Raw genomic sequence first — 16,261 nt, forward strand, 5'->3', positions numbered from 1 at the left:
CCCAGCGGTAGCTGGGGGAGGGGCCGGGGGCCCGGGTGGGTGCGGCGGCTGTCATGCGATCTCCGAACGGGCCGCGGCCATCCCGGCCGTGTCGAGCCGGGCGGTGCCCACGATCAGGTCGGCGCCGCCGAACTCCGGATCCGTCAGCTCCTCGCCGTCGTCGACGGAGAACAGCAGCCGCGGCTCGCCCTGCCGGTAGGCGGTGCCGACCGGCGGGCTGGCGGCGTGCACCGCCAGCAGGGCGACGAGGTAGGGCAGTTCGGGGTCGCGGCGGCGGGCGTCGGCGAGCAGCCCGGACAGCCGGCGCGGCGCGTCGTCCGGCAGGTCCAGCAGTTCCAGCGCGCTCTCCAGCTGCTCCTCGGTGAAGCGGCTGTCGGCGGGGGTGGCCACCAGGTCCGGTTCCGGCATCGCCGCGCCCAGGTGCTCGCGCTCGGTGGGCGGGGTGAGCAGCACGTCCACCAGGTCGCAGATCCGCACCGCGGGCGGGGTGCGGAAGCCCGCGCCGCGGGCGAAGAAGGCGTCGGTGACCCGGGACGCCTGCTCGACGGGGAGCGGCAGGACGGGCGAGACCAGCTGCCCGTACAGGTCGAGCCCGGCCCGGGCGGGCGCCGACGCGAACGCCTGGCGGTCCTGCTCCGCGCGGAACAGCGGCCCGGCCTCCAGCAGCCGGGACTGCAGCTGGGTGTGGCGGCGGATGCAGTCCTTGACGATGTCGACGAGCTCGGCGGCCCGCCGCTTGTGCTCGGGGTCCTCCGCCTCGTCGCGCGCCTTGCGGATGTTGGTGAGGATCGCGTTCTCGTGCCGGTACCGGTCGGCGACGTGGTCCAGCGCCTCGGCGATCATGTCCGGGACGGCGCGCAGCCAGTCCACCGCCCGGACATTGCGCCGGGTCGCCTCCAGGGCGCGGCGCAGCGTCTCCGCGTACTGCACGGTCCGGTAGCGGGCCTGCTCGGCGGCGAGCTGGGCGTCCGCCAGCCGTCCCCGGCTGATCAGCACCTCCAGCTTGACCTCGGCGGCGATCTGGGCGCTGGTGACGTCCGTGTCGAGCGCGCCGACCAGGACGTTGACCGCCTCGTCGGTGGTGCGCAGATACACGCCGCCGCCGGGGCCCGGCACCTCCTCGATCAGCTTGAAGTCGTAGTCACGGCGGACGTACGCTCCGTCGGCGCCGAAGGTGCCGTAGACCGCGCGGAAGCCGCGGTCCACGCTGCCGACGTTGATCAGGTTCTCCAGCACCCAGCGGGCGACCCGCTCGTGCTCCTCGACGGGCCGGCGCGGTGACTGGGCGGCGACCCGGGGCAGCAGCCTGGTCACTATCTGCTCCGGGTCGGCCCCGGTGTCGAAGTCCATGTTGAGCGTGACCATGTCGATGGCGGACAGCGCCACCTCCGCCATCGCGTACACCGAGTACTCACCGGCCAGGTTCGCCTTGCGCACGTCCAGGTCGTGCAGCGGCGCGGTGCACGCGAGCGCCTTGAGGCGGCGGGCCAGGCCCTCGTCGGCGGCCGGGCCCGGAGCGGGGCGGGGCGCGCCCGTCGTCGGGTACGGGGTGGTTACGGTCACGACGCACACATTAGGCGGTGCCACCGACATCGAACGAAACGGCACGGATCACCCGCCCGGCCACAAGTCACCCCCAGGGCCTGTCGTCAAACTGCCGCCTGCCCGGCGGGCGGACGCCGCCACTTCGAAGACAGGCCCTGTCAGAGCCGTACCCGATGGCACCATGGCGGACATGGTCATCGATCTCAACGCGGATCTCGGCGAGGGCTTCGGCCGGTGGACCCTCACCGACGACGACGCGCTGCTCTCCGTCGTCACCAGCGCCAACGTCGCGTGCGGCTTCCACGCGGGCGATCCGGTCACGATGCGGCGGGTCTGCGCGCTCGCCGCCGAGCGCGGCGTACGGATCGGCGCGCAGGTCTCCTACCGGGACCTGGCCGGCTTCGGGCGGCGCGCCATGGACGTGCCATCGGACGAGCTGGCCGCCGAAGTCGCCTATCAGATCGGCGCCCTGGACGTCTTCGCTCGGGCGGCGGGCTCACGGGTCTCGTACGTCAAGCCGCACGGCGCGCTCTACAACCGGACGGTCGGAGACGCGGCGCAGGCCGCCGCCGTGGTGGCGGGCGTCCTGCTGGCCGGCGGGCCGGACGGCGGGCTGCCGGTGCTGGGGCTGCCCGGCTCCGAGCTGCTGGCCGCGGCGGAGAAGGCCGGGCTGACAGCGGTGGCCGAGGCGTTCGCCGACCGCGCCTACACCGAGCGGGGAACCCTCGTGCCGCGGAGTGAGGCGGGCGCGGTGCTCCAGGACGCCGACGCCGTCGTCGCGCAGGCCCTGGCGGTCGCCCGTGACGGGCAGGTCGTCGCGGCCGGCGGCCGGCGGATCGCCGCCGGCGCGCGGTCGCTGTGCCTGCACGGCGACACGCCCGGCGCGGCGGACCTCGCGCGGCGGGTGCGGCGCGAACTCCAGGACGCGGGCGTCTCGTTGCGGCCCTTCGCATGAGGACGCTCCCGGTGGGGGAACGCGCGCTGCTGGTGGAGCTGGACGCGGACGGCGAGGTCGGGGCGTTCCACGCCGAGCTGCTGCGGCGGCGGGCGGCCGGGACGCTGCCGGAGGTGCGCGAGATCGTGCCGGCGGCCCGCACGATCCTGCTCGACGGCCTGGCCGACCCCCGCGCGCTCGCCGTGGAGCTCGCCGCCTGGACCGTCCCGCCGCTCACGGCGGAAGCCGGGGCGGAGACGGAGATCCGGGTGCGGTACGACGGGCCCGATCTGGCGGACGTCGCCGGGCTGTGGGGCGTTCGACCCGAGGAGGTCCCGGACATCGTCGGCGGCCTCGTCTTCCGGGTGGCGTTCTGCGGCTTCGCTCCTGGTTTCGGGTATTTGACCGGACTCCCCGAGCACCGGCACGTACCGCGCCGGGCCACCCCCCGGACCTCGGTTCCCGCCGGTTCGCTGGCGCTGGCCGGACCGTACGCGGGCGTTTACCCGCGCTCCTCCCCCGGCGGCTGGCAGCTGATCGGCACCACCGACGCCGTCCTGTGGGACCCGCGGCGCGAGCCGGCGGCACTCCTGACCCCCGGCACCCAGGTGCGCTTCACGCGGGACGCGGCATGACACAGCACGCGGAACGTGACACGGCGCGGGGGTCGGTGCGGGTGGTGCGGGCCGGCGCGCTGACGACCGTGCAGGACCTCGGGCGGCCGGGCCACGCCCACCTCGGTGTGCCGCGCTCCGGGGCACTGGACCCGCCCGCGCACCGCCGGGCCAACCGGCTGGTCGGCAACCCGGACGGGGCGGCGACCCTGGAGACGACCGTCAACGGCTGCGCGGTGCGGACGGACCGCCCCGTCGTCGCGGCCGTCACCGGCGCGCCCTGCGCCGTCCGGATCGACGGCCGCCCCGCCCCCTGGGGCGCCGCGGTCCTGGTGCCGGCCGGCGCCGTCCTGGAACTCGGCGCCGCCGAGGGCGGACTGCGCTGCTATCTGGCGCTCGCGGGCGGCATCGACGTCGAGCCGGTGCTCGGCAGCCGCTCCGCCGACCTGCTCTCGGGGCTCGGCCCGCCACCGCTGTCGGAGCACGACACGCTCCCGCTGGGCGCACCCAGCGGGAGGTCCCGCGACGCCGACACGATGCCGTGGCCCGCGCCGCCGGCCGAACTCGTCCTGCCGCTCGTGCTCGGCCCGCGTGACGACTGGTTCGCCGAGGACGCGCCACGGCTGCTGGCGGCCGGCGCGTACACCGTCTCCGCCGCCTCCAACCGCATCGGGCTGCGCACCGAAGGCCCCGCGCTGCGGCGGGCGTTCGACGGCGAGCTGCCCAGCGAGGGGATGGTGCTGGGCGCCGTCCAGGTGCCGCCCGACGGCCGCCCGGTCGTCTTCCTGGCCGACCACCCCACCACCGGCGGCTATCCCGTGATCGGCGTCGTGCCGGAGCCGCGGCTCGCCGCGGCGGCGCAGGCCGTCCCCGGCACGCCCGTACGGTTCCTCCCGGTGCACGGGCGCGGGTTCCGGCGCGGCCGCGGCTAGGGCGTGTTGCGAAAGGAGCGCCGTTCGCCCGGAGGGCGTGGCCCACGGCGTCCGGTGCGTGCGCTCGCAAGGCGGAGGGCCGTCCTCGTACCGGACGTACGTGGACGAGCCCGACAACGCCGCGAGGGCGCGTGCCAGGCGTCGTGGGCCAGGCGGGACCTTCGCAACACGCCCTAGTCGAGCGCGGCCAGCGCCCCGGTGGTCAGGTCGTGGACCCGGGTGTCCAGGACGTGGGTGGTGCCGGCGGCCCGGTGGCGGCATTCCGCGGCGGCGAGGCGGAGGAGTCCGGGGAGCAGATCCGTGCAGCGGTCCGCGATCCAGTGGGTGCCGCGGGTCGCCATCCACCAGGCGCCCGCCGCCCGTGAGGGGCCGGGTCCTGCGGGTCGGGTGCGGGGCTCGCATGGCGAGGCCGTGCACGGTGAGCAGGGCGTGGAACTCGCTTACCAGCAGCCGGTGCCCGAGTTCGCTGGGGTGCAGGCGGTCCGCGCTCCACGCGGCACGGTCCGCCGTCCACGGCCGGTCCGCCGCGTGCAGATGGAGTGCGCCGTGCCGTTGCGACAGGACGTGCACCACGTGGTTGACCGCCCGCATCCGGCGGGCGAGCGGACGGGCCAGCGGCCAGGGCAGCCCGATGGCGCGTCCCGGGTCGGGGAGGCAGGCCGTCAGCACGCCGGAGCCGTCGGCCCGCAGCGCGCCCAGTACGGCGTCGAGGCGCCGTGCGACGACGGTGATGTCGAACGAGCCGCGCAGTGTGTCGTTGGCCCCGACCAGGACGGACGCCAGATGCGGCCGGAAGCGCAGCGCGTCGTCGAGCTGCCGCCCCGCCACGTCGGAGGTGAGCGCGCCGCTGTGGGCGCAGTTGAGCAGTTCCACGTCGTGGGGCCCCGCTCCCAGGCCGGGCGCGAGCAGCGCCGCCCAGCCGCGCCACCGCCCGTCGGGACCGGGGTCGCCGAGTCCCTCGGTGAGGGGGAGTCGCCCAGCGCGGCGAAGCGGATCGTAAGCGGGTGCCCGTCCGCCAGGCGTCCGGCGGCGGGTGGTCGTCTTAAACCGCCCGGCCGGGGGTCGGGTGCCAGGACGGGGGGGCGGTCACGGGGTCTCCCCAGCGGCCCGGGTGGACAGCGGGCGGCGGCGGGTCATGGCGTGGCTCCCGGTGTGCGGGCGGGCAGGGCGCCGACGGAGGAAGCGGTGATCAGGGGCGCGGCTTCGTGGGCGGCGAGGAACGCGGGAGACGGCCGCGGGCCAGCCGTACCGCTCGGCCTGGCTGCGGGCGGCGGCGCGGCGGGCGGACTCGGGCCGGGCCAGCAGGCGTTGGACGACGTCGGCGAAGCCACGGCCGTCGGTGGCTCCGGCGCCGGCCGGGCCGATGAGGGCGGGGAGTGCGGACAGGGCGCTGGCGACGACGGGGGTGCCGCAGGCGAGCGCCTCCAGGGCGGCCAGTCCGAAGGTCTCGGCGGGGCCGGGGGCGAGGACGATGTCGGCGCAGGCCTGGAGAGCGGCCAGCCGGTCGCGGTCGGCGACGTGGCCGAGGAAGGTGACCGGGAGCCCCGCGGCGCGCGCCCGGGCCTCCAGGCGGCCGCGCAGCGGGCCCTCCCCGGCCACGACGAGCGCCACGTCGACGCCGCGCCGCCGGAGTTCCGCGAGGGCCTCCAGGGCCCGGCCCGGCCGCTTCTCGGCCGACAGCCGCGAGCACATCACCAGCAGCACCGCGGCGCCGCCCGCGTACCGCGCCCGGAGCGCGCCGTCGCGGAGCGCCGGGCGGAACCGGTCGAGATCCACGCCGAGCGGGGCCCGTACGACGTTGCGCGCCCCGAGGCGTTCGAACTCGGCGGCCGCCCACGCGGTCGTGCACACGATCCGCGAGTAGGCGTGCGCGGTACGGCGGTTGAGCCGGTCGGCGGCGGCCCGGGCGGCGCCCGGCGGCATCCCCCAGGTACGGAGTACGGCGTCGGCGCTCTCGTGGGAGACCATGACGGCCGGGACCCGGTTCCTGCGGGCCCACTCCCCCGTCCAGCGCAGCGTCGTACGGTCCGAGACCTCCAGCCGGTCCGGGGCGAGCGCGTCGAGCAGCGCCTCGACCGGTTGCCTGCGGGCGAGGACGTGGTAGCCGCCGGTGCCGGGGACCGGAGTGCCGGGAAGGGTGATGACCTTCCCCTGGGTGGTGGATTCCGCGCGGATCGCCGGGCGTCCCGGGGCCGCGGACCCCGGCATGACGAGGACCGGCTCGTGGCCGGCCGCGAGGTAGCCCTCGCCCAGGTGCTGGAGGGCGGTGCGCAGCCCTCCGGAGACGGGGGTGATGAAGTTCGCCAGGCGGACGATCCGCAGCGGCCGGCTCATGCCGCGACCGCCGTACGGGCGCTGAGCACCTGCGCGTAATGGTCCAGCAGTTGGTCGCCGACCGCCTCCCAGGTGCGTGCGGCGACATCGGCGCGGCCGGCCGCCCCGTACCGCGCGCGCAGCGCCGGGGCACGCTGCAGGAGCTGCACCGCGTCGCAGAGCGCGTCGGCGTCCCCGGGCGGCACCAGCAGGCCGGTGCGTCCGTGGGCGACGAGGTCGAGCGGGCCGCCGGCGGCGGGGGCGATCACCGGCACCCCGCTGGCCATCGCCTCCTGGACGGTCTGGCAGAACGTCTCGAAGGGGCCGGTGTGCGCGAAGACGTCGAACGAGGCGAAGATCCGGGCCAGCTCGTCGCCGGTCCTGGAGCCGAGGAAGACCGCGCCCGGCAGCGCCGCGCGCAGCCCGGGGGCGCTGGGACCGTCGCCGACGACGACCACCCGGACGCCGGGCAGCCCGCAGACCCCGGCGAGCAGGCCGACCTGCTTCTCCGGGGCGAGCCGGCCCACGTAGCCGACGATCAGCTCGCTGCGCGGGGCGAGGCTGCGGCGCAGCGCGGGATCGCGAAGTCCGGGCCGGAAGCGCACCGGGTCGACGCCACGCGGCCACAGGTGCACCCGGGGAACGCCCTGCCGTTCCAGCTCCCGCACCGAGGCGGTGGACGGCGCGAGGGTGCGGGCGGCGGCCGCGTGCACGGCGCGGATCCGCCGCCAGGCGGCGGCCTCGCCGACAGGGAGGTAGGAGCGGGCGTAGCCGGCCAGGTCGGTCTGGTAGACGGCGACCGCCGGGACCCGCAGCCGCTCGGCGGCCGCCATGCCCCGCACTCCGAGGACGAAGGGGCTGGCGAGATGGACGATGTCGGCGCGGTGCGCGGCGATGGCCGCGGCCGTCCGGCGGCCCGGAAGGGCCACCCGCACCTGGGGGTAGCGGGGCAGCGGCAGGGAGGGGACGCGGATGACGGGGCAGGGGTCGTCGCCGGCCGGTATGTCGTTCGGCCCGGCCGGTGCGATGACCAGCGGCTCGTGCCCGCGCCTGGCGAGGTGTTCTGCGGTGCGGAGCGCGCAGTGCGCCACTCCGTTGAGGTCGGGTGGGAAGGACTCGGTGACGATCGCAACTCGCATACCCACGTTGTCGCCATGCCGAGCGTTGACAGGGCCACGTCGATCTATACCGCCGTGGAACGCGTGATGACCCTTCGGGCGGCCGGGCCGCCGTTTCCGGTTCCGTGAACCGCCGACGGCCCCCGCCGGGAGGCGGGGGGCCGTGGGAGAAGCGTCCTAGCGGGCCGGTTCGCCCGAGCTGAGGCGGCCCCGCACAGCGGTCTGCACCTCGGCCTCCTCGGCCGGATCGGCGGCCATCCGGCGCAGCTGGGCCAGCACCCGGACGTCTCCGGTGGCGGCCTGGTGCGCGGCGAGTTCGCGCGTCGTCTCCTCGCAGTCCCACAGGCACTCCACCGCGAAGCCGGCGGCGAAGCCGGGATCGGTGGCAGCCAGCGCCTGGGCGGCGCAGCCGCGCAGCTGGGACGAGGAGGTCTCGCGGTAGACGTGGCGCAGCACGGGTGCCGCGCGGCCGATGGCGAGCCGGCCGGCGCCTTCGATGAGGACGGCGAGGCCCTCGGCGTCGGCGCCGTCGCTCTGGACGAGTCTGCGCAGTCCGGCCAGCACCCGGCCGGTGTCCTCGTCGCCGCCGCGGCAGGCGAGCATGCGGGCGGCGGAGATGCCGAGCGCGTCCTCGCGCTCCGACCAGGAGCGGGCCCGGTCCATGGCGTCGCTGCTGCGCATCCGCTCGAACGATTCGAGGGCGGCTCTGACGACGAGGTCCACGGGACTGGCGGCGGCGGCCTCGATGAGGTCCAGGGCCTGCGGGTCCTGCCGGTCCGCGAGGTGGCGCAGCGCGGCGGCGCGGGCGGCGGCGGGGCCGTCCTGGGCGGCGGCGACGAGCTCGGGACGGTCCTCGGGTCCGGCGACGGCGGCCAGGCAGCGGGCCGCGGGTTGATCGCGGTAGGCGGCCGGGTACTGGGTAAGGCCCTCGTCAGCCCATTCGAGTACGGCGCGGACGCTCCAGCCGGGGGTCGGTCCCGTCGGGCGCAGCTGGCGTTGCCAGCGGTCGAACGACACCTCTTCCAGTGCCTTGCGGACCCGGGCGGCGGTCGCGGGGTGCCGGGAGTCCTCGGCCCACAACTGCCACGGCCGGGGCTCGTACGCCTCGCGCACGGCCGCGGCCAGCTCGGTATCGCCCTCGGCGGTCTCCGGGAAACGGGCGAGCAGGGCGGGCCCGAGGCCGCGCAGTCCCTGTTCGTCGTCACGGACGGCCAGCTCGTCCAGGGCCCACTCCCAGGTGCCGCCGGTGGCCGCGTAGCGCCGCAGCAGGCGCAGGGCGTCACCGCGCCCGTAGCCGGCGAGGTGGCCGAGGACGGACAGCGCGAGACCGCAGCGGTGCTCGTCGGGGTCCAGGAGGTCGTCCGGATGGAAGAGGTGCTGTTCGATCCCGTCGAGCCCGGCTTCCAGTTCGGAGTACAGCCGCGCGTAATAGAGGGAGCGCGATTCCACCCGCCAGTCGAGGCGGGGGTCCCGCAGGACGCACTGCTCCAGAGCGGCGAGGGCATCTGCCCGCTGCGCCGCCAGGGCATGCAGGGTCCCGTCTCCGCGTCCTCGCTGGAGGAGGCCGAGAAGGGTTCCACTGGGCGCTATGTCTGGGTCGAACATGAGGTCAGCATCCGGTGCGGGGGGTTCCAAGGCAACGGGATTTCCGCTGCGGGTGCCCGGCATCCTTACCGGCCACCTGGCGTTTCAAGCCTGGCGGAGGGTGGGAATGTGTGGGGCCGGGGCGGGCCGCAGCCTACCGAGGTTTCCCCGCCCGTGTCGCTCCGGGCCGCCGGAGGCTCCGGAAGGCTTATGGCATATGCCATAAGCACCACCGGATCGGGTATTGCCGAAACCCTTACGGGCCATCACGCCGTGTGCCACAGTCGTTACCGGCCCATCGTCTGCCTTGGCCGCTCAGCACCGGTATCCGGTATCGGAGTCACCTTCGGAGAGCGTCATGCCGTCCCATCTGCACGCGGATCACTCCGCCGCACCGTCGACCGACCCCGATGCGGTGGACGCGCTGATCTCCCAGGCCCGCCGGCTGCGCAGCGAGGTCGACGCGGTACGCCGCGACACCGCCGCACCGGACGGTGCGGACCCCCGGGTCCGCTGGGAGCGCGCGCTGTGTGATCTCGCGGTGCACCAGCTCGACGATCTGGGCGAGCATCTGGGGCAGCTCCGCGAGGGTTTAGCGGACGACGGCAGTGCCGCGGCCCCGTTCGTCCCCAGTGACTTCGCCGATGCCCATCTCCCGTCCCCCGCCATCCCGGACCGTGTGCCGGATCACGCTCCCGGCCGGGCCGGCAGCGCCGAGTGGGACCTGCTGACGGACGAGGCGGAATGGTCCGACGAGCTGTACCGGATCTTCGGCCGCGACCCGGACGACGGTCCGCTGACACTGGACGAGCTCCCCTCCTGGCTCTTCGAGGAGGACCAGCAGGCGCTCACCTCGATGGTGACCGGCTGCCTGGTCGACGGCAGGCCCATCGACGGTGAGTTCCGCATCGTCCGCTCCGACGGATCCACCCGGACGCTGCACATGGTGGGCGAGCCGGTGCTCGACGCTGACGGCGGCACCGCTTCGATGTGGGCCGTACTGCGGGACGTCAGTGAGCTGCGCCGCAGCCAGCTGACGCTGAGAGAGACCCGTGACTCTCTCCAGCGACAGCGGCAGCTCGCGCGGTCGGAGCACCGGCTGGCGGTTGAACTGCAGGAAGCCGTGCTCCCGCCGTGGCGCGGCTCCCTGCGGTTCCCGCAGGGCGGCGGGCCCACCACCATGGACCTGGCCGCCCACTACCTCCCTTCCGGTACCAGCGCCCTGATCGGCGGCGACTGGTACGACGCACTGCAGCTTCCCGACGGTGCGACACTGCTGACCGTCGGCGATCTCACCGGACACGGCGTGAGCGCCACCTCCGGCATGGCGATGATGCTCGGAGCGCTGCGCGGCATGGCGATGGCCGGGCTGGAGCCCGGACCGTTGCTGGGCAGGCTGAACCATCTGCTGGACACCTCGGCCCAGCCCACCCTCGGCAGCGCGCTGTGCTGCCGCTACGACCCCGCCGACCGCACCCTGTCCTGGGCCCAGGCCGGCCATCCCGCCCCACTGCTCTTCCGGGACGGGACGGGGCGCGCGCTGGATCCGCCCGAGGGCGTGCTCCTCGGAGCCACCTCCGACGCGCGGTACACCCAGGCCGCCGAGCCCCTCAACCCGGGCGACCTGCTGGTACTGCACACCGATGGACTCGTACCCCGCCGGACGTCGTTCCCGGCCGCGACGGAGCCGACGGACGGCGCACGACGGCTGCTCGCGATGGCGCCCCTGTTCACCCGGGCCCGCACCGCACAGGACTGCGTACGGCTGGTCGTCGAGGAGTTCGGTGCCCCCGAGCGCGAGGACGACGCCTGCGTGCTCGTCGCGAGAATCGGTTAGACCAGATCGCCGTTGACCTGGTTGAATCTGCGGAGACGTTGGATCCGCCCTGGATCTGCCCGGCCGGTCAGACCTGCCGGGTGCTCCTGTTCTTCGGCAGCGGCGGCATCGCGGCCTCGATCTCCGACCGCAGATCCTGGATCGTCGTGTAGTCCGCGTACCGCCCGGTGAGCCGGTACATCTCCCGCAGCCGGTCCCATGTCCGGTGCGAGGACGTGCTGCCGATCGTCAGCAGTGCCATCCGCGCGTAACGGTCGGCCTGCTCCGGGTCGTTGGCGATGAAGCACGCCGAGGCCAGCGAGATGTAGTCGAAGATCTTCGACCGGTCCCGGCCGGACACCCGCAGTTCCAGCGCGTGCTTGGCGTGCATCTGCGCCTGGGCGGCGGCGGACGGGTCGTGCTCGGCCAGCGTGCGGTACGCCAGTGCCTGCATCCCGTGCAGGTCCGCCTCGTCGAACATCTGCATCCAACTCGGCGGCGGAACATCGCCCTTGTCCGAGACGAACAGGTCCTCGGCCTCCCCCAGCGTCCGCCGCATCGCCTGGCCGCGCCCCATGGACGCCTGGGCCCATGCCTCGATGGTGTGCAGCATGGCGCGGGTGCGGGGCAGGGCCTGCTCGCCCGATCCCGACTTCGCCAGCTTCATCAGATCGAGCGCGTCGTCCGGACGGCCGATGTGGACCATCTGCCGGGCCGCGCGGGACAGCGCCTCGCCGGCCCGCGGCCGGTCGCCTCCCTCCCGCGCCGCGTGCGCGGCGATCACGAAGTACTTCTGCGCCGTGGGCTCCAGGCCCACGTCATGGGACATCCACCCGGCGAGCACGGCCAGATTGGCGGCCACACCCCACAGTCTGCGCTGCAGATGGTCCTGGTGGTGGTAGGCGAGCATGCCGCCCACCTCGTTGAGCTGGCCGACCACAGCCTTGCGTTGCAGCCCGCCGCCGCGGGCCGCGTCCCAGGCACGGAACACCTCGACCGAGCGCTCGAGAGCCTCGATCTCCTGGGAACCCACCGGAGCCGCCTCGTACCGGTCGTACGCGGCGGGTTCGGCGTGGAGTGGATTGTCGATGACCGGTGCATCGGCCACCAGGGCCGGGTCGGTGTGCAACCAGTCGTACATTGCGCTGCTGAGTGCTGAGCCAGCGGTGAGCGCGGCGCCCGCGCCCACCAGACCGCGTCGGTTGAGCATGAGGTCCATTCCCGTGAATTCGGTGAGGACCGCGGCTGTTCGTTCCGGTGGCCACGGCAGACCTTCTCCGGTCTGCTTCTTCCCCGCGTGCCGGTGCCGGTCGAACCCGAGATCCTCGATGGTCACGACACGGCCGAGCCGCTCGGTGAACAGAGCTGCCAGCACCTTCGGAACGGGTTCGCGCGGCGACTCACCGGTTTCGATCCAGCGGCGCACCCGCGAGGTGTCGGTCGCCAGCTGCGGGTGGCCCATGGCCGCCGCCTGCCGGTTGACCAACCGTGCGAGTTCGCCCTTGGACCAGCCGGTAAGGCCGAACAGGTCCGCAAGTCGGGTGTTGGCTTCTTTGCTCACGTCAAGCCCCCAGGTTCCTCGGCACGGTTGACACTAATCGCCTGACAAAGGCCCCGCGAGTATTCGCCACGCTTCGCCAGGGTGCGCCAGATGGTCTGCCACCCGCGCCAGGGTGTGATGTAGGAACGCGCCACCCCGGCCCGGCACTAGCCGGCTCCCGGAAGGTCGTTCGAGTCACCCGTGAGCAGCCCTGAACTGCTCTCTTGTGGAGGGGACGACCGGCCCCGGGAGGGGCGTGCGGCGCGTGGACGGACCGGGCCGACCGGCCTGAACCCGCATTCCCCAGGGTGCGGGTCCGGACGCCGACACCGGTTCCGAACCGTCCACGCGCCGGCCGGACCACCGACGCCACCGACCGGCCACCACGTCGCGGCACCGCGACGCGGACACCGTCGGAGGCGGTACCGCACCGACGCAGCACCGCATCACTGTCATGAGCTCGCAGGCACACGAAGGGATCTGTTTCCCCCTCATGTATTCAGCATCGTCCTCCGTGTCCGCTCCGCCCCGGTTGTCGCACCCCGCTGGTACGGACTCCTCCATGCGCACCCGTCCGCCGCTCACCGCCGCTCGGCGGGGCCTCCCGACGGGCACCTCCCATCCGCTCAGCGGGAGACTCGACTTGACCGGCCCCCAGGGCGCTCAGCTGCGGACGGCCATCGCCGCGGTTCAGCGGATATGCCCCGAGTTCAACCCTGCTCAGATGCTGCGCCGCAGCGGGCGCACCGCACTGCTCGTCGGTACGTCGGGACGCAGTCCCGCGGTCGCCAAGTGTCTGCTGGACCAGTCCCCAGCGTGGGTCGAGCGGTTCCAGCACGAGATAGCGGCTTACCGGGCGTTCGTCCGCCACCGGCCGCCAGCCCGGGTCCCACGGCTGATCGCCGCGGATCCGGAGAGCTGTGTGCTGGTCCTGGAGCGAATGCCCGGACGGGTCGTGTCGGTACAGCGCCATCCGACCGAGACCCCGCCCCGGTCCGATGTCCGTGCGGCCATCGGCGCGTTCGGCCGGATCAACCTGTGGCGGCCGCCGGCCGGTGTGTTCGACGCGCCGATCGACTACCCGGCACGTATCTCGCGCTACCACGAGCTGGGGCTGCTCACCGACCGGGACATGGGTGACCTGCAGAAGCTGTTGCACGGACTCGCCCATGTGCAGGGGCAGTTCTGTCACGGCGACGCCCTGCTCTCCAATGTGCTGCTGTCCCCGGCCGGCCCGGTGCTGGTCGACTGGGAGCACGCCGGCTGGTACCTGCCGGGGTACGACCTGGCGGTGCTGTGGTCGGCGCTCGGCAACGACCCGGTGGCGCGCCGCCAGATCAGCCAGCTCGCCCAGAACCAGGGTCCCGCCTCCCGGGACGCCTTCCTGGTCAACCTGATGCTCGTCCTGACCCGCGAGATCCGTACCTACGAGACCGCCGTGCAGCGCACCATGCGCAGCGCCACCCCGCCCGCGCAGACCGTGCCCGGAGCGGGCGAGGAGCAGCGGCTGCTGCTGCGCCGGCTGCACGACGACTGCGGTCTGGCCCGGCGGGCGGTGCGTGCCGCCGTCGGCACGCGCTGAGCCCCGCGCGGACCCGTCCCGCCCCCCGGATCACGGGGGTTTTCACCACCCGCCGGCACCCGCGTCACCGGTTCAGACCACTGACGCGGGGCAGGCCAGCACGCCCGTGCCGGGGAAACTCCCGGCACGGGCGTTTGACGTGCGCAAACAGTGCCCGATTGGGGCCTGTTGACGGATCGTCCGGGAGCCGATACCTCTGTGGAGCCGTTCGCCCCAGTACCGCTTCAAGGAGGCCGCATTGCGAGAGTCCGCCGCCCGATCAGCGAGACACCGACGGAGCACACTGCGTACGGTGACCGCGGCGGCCGCTGCCGCGGCACTGCTGCCCGTGCTCTCCACGGCCACATCCGCGAACGCCGCCCAGCCCGCCACCTCGTCGCTGCAGCGGGCGTTCAGCGACGCGGCCCAGCGCTACCAGGTGCCGGCGAGCGTCCTGCTCGGCGTGTCGTACATGGAATCGCGCTGGGACACCCATCAGGGGCTGCCCAGCGTCACCGCGGGCTACGGCCCGATGCACCTCACGGACGCCCGTACGGCGCTCACCGACTTCCCCCAGAAGGGTGACGGCGGTGACGACTCGCGCGGTGACGACTCCCGGCCGCTGACCGGCACCGGGCAGGCCGTTCCCGACGCCGACCTGTCGAAGCTGCCCGCCACCCTCACCACGCTGGAGCGGGCCGCGGGACTGACCGGCCTGCCGGCCCAGGACCTGCGCAAGGACCCGGCGGCCAATGTCGCCGGCGGCGCGGCCCTGATCGCCGCCGCCCAGAAGTCCCTGGGGCAGCCGCTGAGCGCCGACCCCGCGGACTGGTACGGCGCCGTCGCGCGCTTCTCGGGCGCCGACGACTCGGCGACCGCCGGCGCCTTCGCCGACGACGTCTACGACGTGCTGCGGCAGGGCGAGTCCCGCACGACCGACGCCGGGCAGAACGTCACCCTGGCGGCGGCTCCGGGGATCGCCCCGGCCACCGCGCAGGCGGCGGCGCTGGGCCTGAAGCACGTCAACGACAGCGGGACGGAGTGCCCGCGCGGGGTGGGCTGCGAGTGGCTGCCCGCGCCCTACCAGGAGACGACTCCCGGGGACTACGGCAACCACGACCTCGCCGACCGGCCCGCCAGCCAGAAGATCGACACCATCGTCATCCATGACACCGAGGGCAGCTGGGACACCGCGCTGAAGCTGGTGCAGGACCCGACGTATCTGGCCTGGCACTACACGGTCCGCTCGGCGGACGGCCACATCGACCAGCATCTGAGGACCAAGGACGTCGGCTGGCACGCGGGCAACTGGTACACCAACGCCAAGTCGATCGGCATCGAGCACGAGGGCTTCCTCATCGACCCGGGCACCTGGTACACGGAGTCGATGTACCGGACGTCCGCGCGGCTGGTGGCGTACCTGGCGAAGAAGTACGACATCCCGCTGAACCGCCAGCACATCCTCGGCCACGACACCGTGCCGGGACCGACCGGTGCGTACATCGGCGGGATGCACACCGACCCCGGGCCGTACTGGGACTGGGCGCACTACTTCCAGCTGATGGGCGCTCCGCTGCACGCCACGGCGGGTCCGGGCGGCGGCCTGGTCACCATCCGACCGGACTACGACGAGAACCGGCCGCTGTACACCGGCTGCGTCACGGCGGGCGACACCTGCCCGGCCCGCGGCTCCGAGGCGGTGCGGCTGCACACGGCGCCGAGCGAGGACGCGCCGCTGGTGAAGGACATCGGTCTGCACCCGACGGGTGACTCCACGACGGGCGTCAACGACGTCGGGGCGCGTGCCTCCACCGGTCAGCAGTACGCGGTCGCCGAGCGCCAGGGCGACTGGACGGCGGTGTGGTACCTCGGCCAGAAGGCCTGGTTCCACAACCCGCGGTCGCAGCCGACCGCCGTCAACGCCTGGGGCTGGACCGCCACCCCGAAGGCGGGCCTGGCCGACATCCCGGTCTACGGGCGCGCCTATCCCGAGGCGGCGGCGTTCCCTGCGGGTGTTCCCGTGCAGGCGATCGTGCCGATGCCGTACAAGCTCCTGGCGGGCCAGGAGTACGCGATCGGCAACCGGGTCCAGGGTGAGTACTACTACTCGACGACCTTCGACACCGCCTCGCACCAGGTCGTGCGCGGCAAGCAGGTCTACTACGAGATCCAGTTCGGCCATCGGGTGGAGTACGTCAGGGCCGAGGACGTCACCGTCCTGCCGTCCCAGGTGGGCGCTCCGCGCTGAGCCGTTCTCCCACGGGCGGATGTTCGGCCGTGGGACGTGACAGGGGCGCCGCCGGA

The 16,261-nt window shown here is 74.0% G+C and carries 11 protein-coding genes and 2 pseudogenes; 6 read left to right on the plus strand and 7 right to left on the minus strand.

Annotation, left to right across the window (positions count from 1 at the left end; all coding sequences use genetic code 11):
* Positions 1-51: 51 nt before the first annotated feature.
* Complete coding sequence (locus tag C8250_RS08295) at positions 52-1,563, minus strand: hypothetical protein (protein ID WP_244809024.1); 1,512 nt, start codon at positions 1,561-1,563, stop codon at positions 52-54.
* Positions 1,564-1,726: 163 nt separating this feature from the next.
* Between C8250_RS08295 and C8250_RS08300 the strand changes: the two genes are divergently transcribed.
* Genes C8250_RS08300 through C8250_RS08310 form a run of 3 tightly spaced genes read left to right on the plus strand, consistent with a single transcriptional unit; the run spans position 1,727 to position 4,025 of the window.
* The gene (locus C8250_RS08300; RefSeq protein WP_138357781.1) at positions 1,727-2,500 is read left to right on the plus strand and encodes a 5-oxoprolinase subunit PxpA; all 774 of its coding nucleotides are present in this window, start codon (positions 1,727-1,729) and stop codon (positions 2,498-2,500) included.
* On the plus strand, positions 2,497-3,114 hold the full coding sequence (locus C8250_RS08305) for an allophanate hydrolase subunit 1 (RefSeq protein WP_138357780.1): 618 nt from the start codon (positions 2,497-2,499) through the stop codon (positions 3,112-3,114). Before C8250_RS08300 ends, C8250_RS08305 begins: the two co-directional genes overlap by 4 nt.
* On the plus strand, positions 3,111-4,025 hold the full coding sequence (locus C8250_RS08310) for a biotin-dependent carboxyltransferase family protein (protein ID WP_187144783.1): 915 nt from the start codon (positions 3,111-3,113) through the stop codon (positions 4,023-4,025). The genes C8250_RS08305 and C8250_RS08310 overlap by 4 nt, the downstream gene beginning before the upstream one ends.
* Before the next feature lie 173 nt (positions 4,026-4,198).
* On the opposite strand, the gene C8250_RS44790 is transcribed toward C8250_RS08310, so the two are convergent.
* The 5 genes and pseudogenes from C8250_RS44790 to C8250_RS08330 all read right to left on the minus strand — a co-directional run bounded on the left by C8250_RS44790 (position 4,199) and on the right by C8250_RS08330 (position 9,061).
* Positions 4,199-4,366 carry a hypothetical protein gene (locus C8250_RS44790; protein ID WP_346268724.1) on the minus strand — a complete coding sequence of 56 codons (168 nt, stop codon included), beginning with the start codon at positions 4,364-4,366 and terminating at the stop codon, positions 4,199-4,201.
* 154 nt (positions 4,367-4,520) lie between these two features.
* A pseudogene (locus C8250_RS44795) lies at positions 4,521-4,934 on the minus strand (GDSL-type esterase/lipase family protein); the annotation flags it as partial.
* A 224-nt stretch (positions 4,935-5,158) separates the two neighbouring features.
* Positions 5,159-6,359: pseudogene (locus C8250_RS08320) on the minus strand (glycosyltransferase).
* Complete coding sequence (locus C8250_RS08325; protein WP_138353932.1) at positions 6,356-7,477, minus strand: glycosyltransferase family 1 protein; 1,122 nt, start codon at positions 7,475-7,477, stop codon at positions 6,356-6,358. Before C8250_RS08325 ends, C8250_RS08320 begins: the two are co-directional and overlap by 4 nt.
* 156 nt (positions 7,478-7,633) lie before the next feature.
* A complete protein-coding gene (locus C8250_RS08330; RefSeq protein WP_138353933.1) occupies positions 7,634-9,061 on the minus strand; it encodes a HEAT repeat domain-containing protein in 1,428 nt (475 codons plus the stop codon).
* Between the two features lie 337 nt (positions 9,062-9,398).
* Here C8250_RS08330 and C8250_RS08335 point away from each other — a divergent pair, with 337 nt between their 5' ends.
* On the plus strand, positions 9,399-10,877 hold the full coding sequence (locus tag C8250_RS08335; protein ID WP_138353934.1) for a SpoIIE family protein phosphatase: 1,479 nt from the start codon (positions 9,399-9,401) through the stop codon (positions 10,875-10,877).
* 67 nt (positions 10,878-10,944) lie between these two features.
* On the opposite strand, the gene C8250_RS08340 is transcribed toward C8250_RS08335, so the two are convergent.
* Complete coding sequence (locus tag C8250_RS08340; RefSeq protein WP_138353935.1) at positions 10,945-12,417, minus strand: hypothetical protein; 1,473 nt, start codon at positions 12,415-12,417, stop codon at positions 10,945-10,947.
* A 472-nt stretch (positions 12,418-12,889) separates the two neighbouring features.
* Here C8250_RS08340 and C8250_RS08345 point away from each other — a divergent pair, with 472 nt between their 5' ends.
* Together C8250_RS08345 and C8250_RS08350 are read left to right on the plus strand one after the other, a co-directional pair.
* Positions 12,890-13,978, plus strand: a complete 1,089-nt coding sequence (locus C8250_RS08345) for an aminoglycoside phosphotransferase family protein (protein ID WP_138353936.1) — start codon at positions 12,890-12,892, stop codon at positions 13,976-13,978.
* 292 nt (positions 13,979-14,270) lie between these two features.
* The gene (locus tag C8250_RS08350) at positions 14,271-16,205 is read left to right on the plus strand and encodes a peptidoglycan recognition family protein (RefSeq protein ID WP_138353937.1); all 1,935 of its coding nucleotides are present in this window, start codon (positions 14,271-14,273) and stop codon (positions 16,203-16,205) included.
* Positions 16,206-16,261: the final 56 nt, after the last annotated feature.

This window comes from Streptomyces sp. So13.3 (genome assembly GCF_005860785.2).
Taxonomy (GTDB): domain Bacteria; phylum Actinomycetota; class Actinomycetes; order Streptomycetales; family Streptomycetaceae; genus Actinacidiphila; species Actinacidiphila fildesensis.

Coding starts and splice junctions, on each gene's coding strand:
- C8250_RS08345 (WP_138353936.1), top strand. CDS start 12,890: ATGTATTCAGCATCGTCCTCCGTGTCCGCTCCGCCCCGGTTGTCGCAC.
- C8250_RS08335 (WP_138353934.1), top strand. CDS start 9,399: ATGCCGTCCCATCTGCACGCGGATCACTCCGCCGCACCGTCGACCGAC.
- C8250_RS44790 (WP_346268724.1), bottom strand. CDS start 4,366: ATGGCGACCCGCGGCACCCACTGGATCGCGGACCGCTGCACGGATCTG.
- C8250_RS08310 (WP_187144783.1), top strand. CDS start 3,111: ATGACACAGCACGCGGAACGTGACACGGCGCGGGGGTCGGTGCGGGTG.
- C8250_RS08305 (WP_138357780.1), top strand. CDS start 2,497: ATGAGGACGCTCCCGGTGGGGGAACGCGCGCTGCTGGTGGAGCTGGAC.
- C8250_RS08300 (WP_138357781.1), top strand. CDS start 1,727: ATGGCGGACATGGTCATCGATCTCAACGCGGATCTCGGCGAGGGCTTC.
- C8250_RS08330 (WP_138353933.1), bottom strand. CDS start 9,061: ATGTTCGACCCAGACATAGCGCCCAGTGGAACCCTTCTCGGCCTCCTC.
- C8250_RS08325 (WP_138353932.1), bottom strand. CDS start 7,477: ATGCGAGTTGCGATCGTCACCGAGTCCTTCCCACCCGACCTCAACGGA.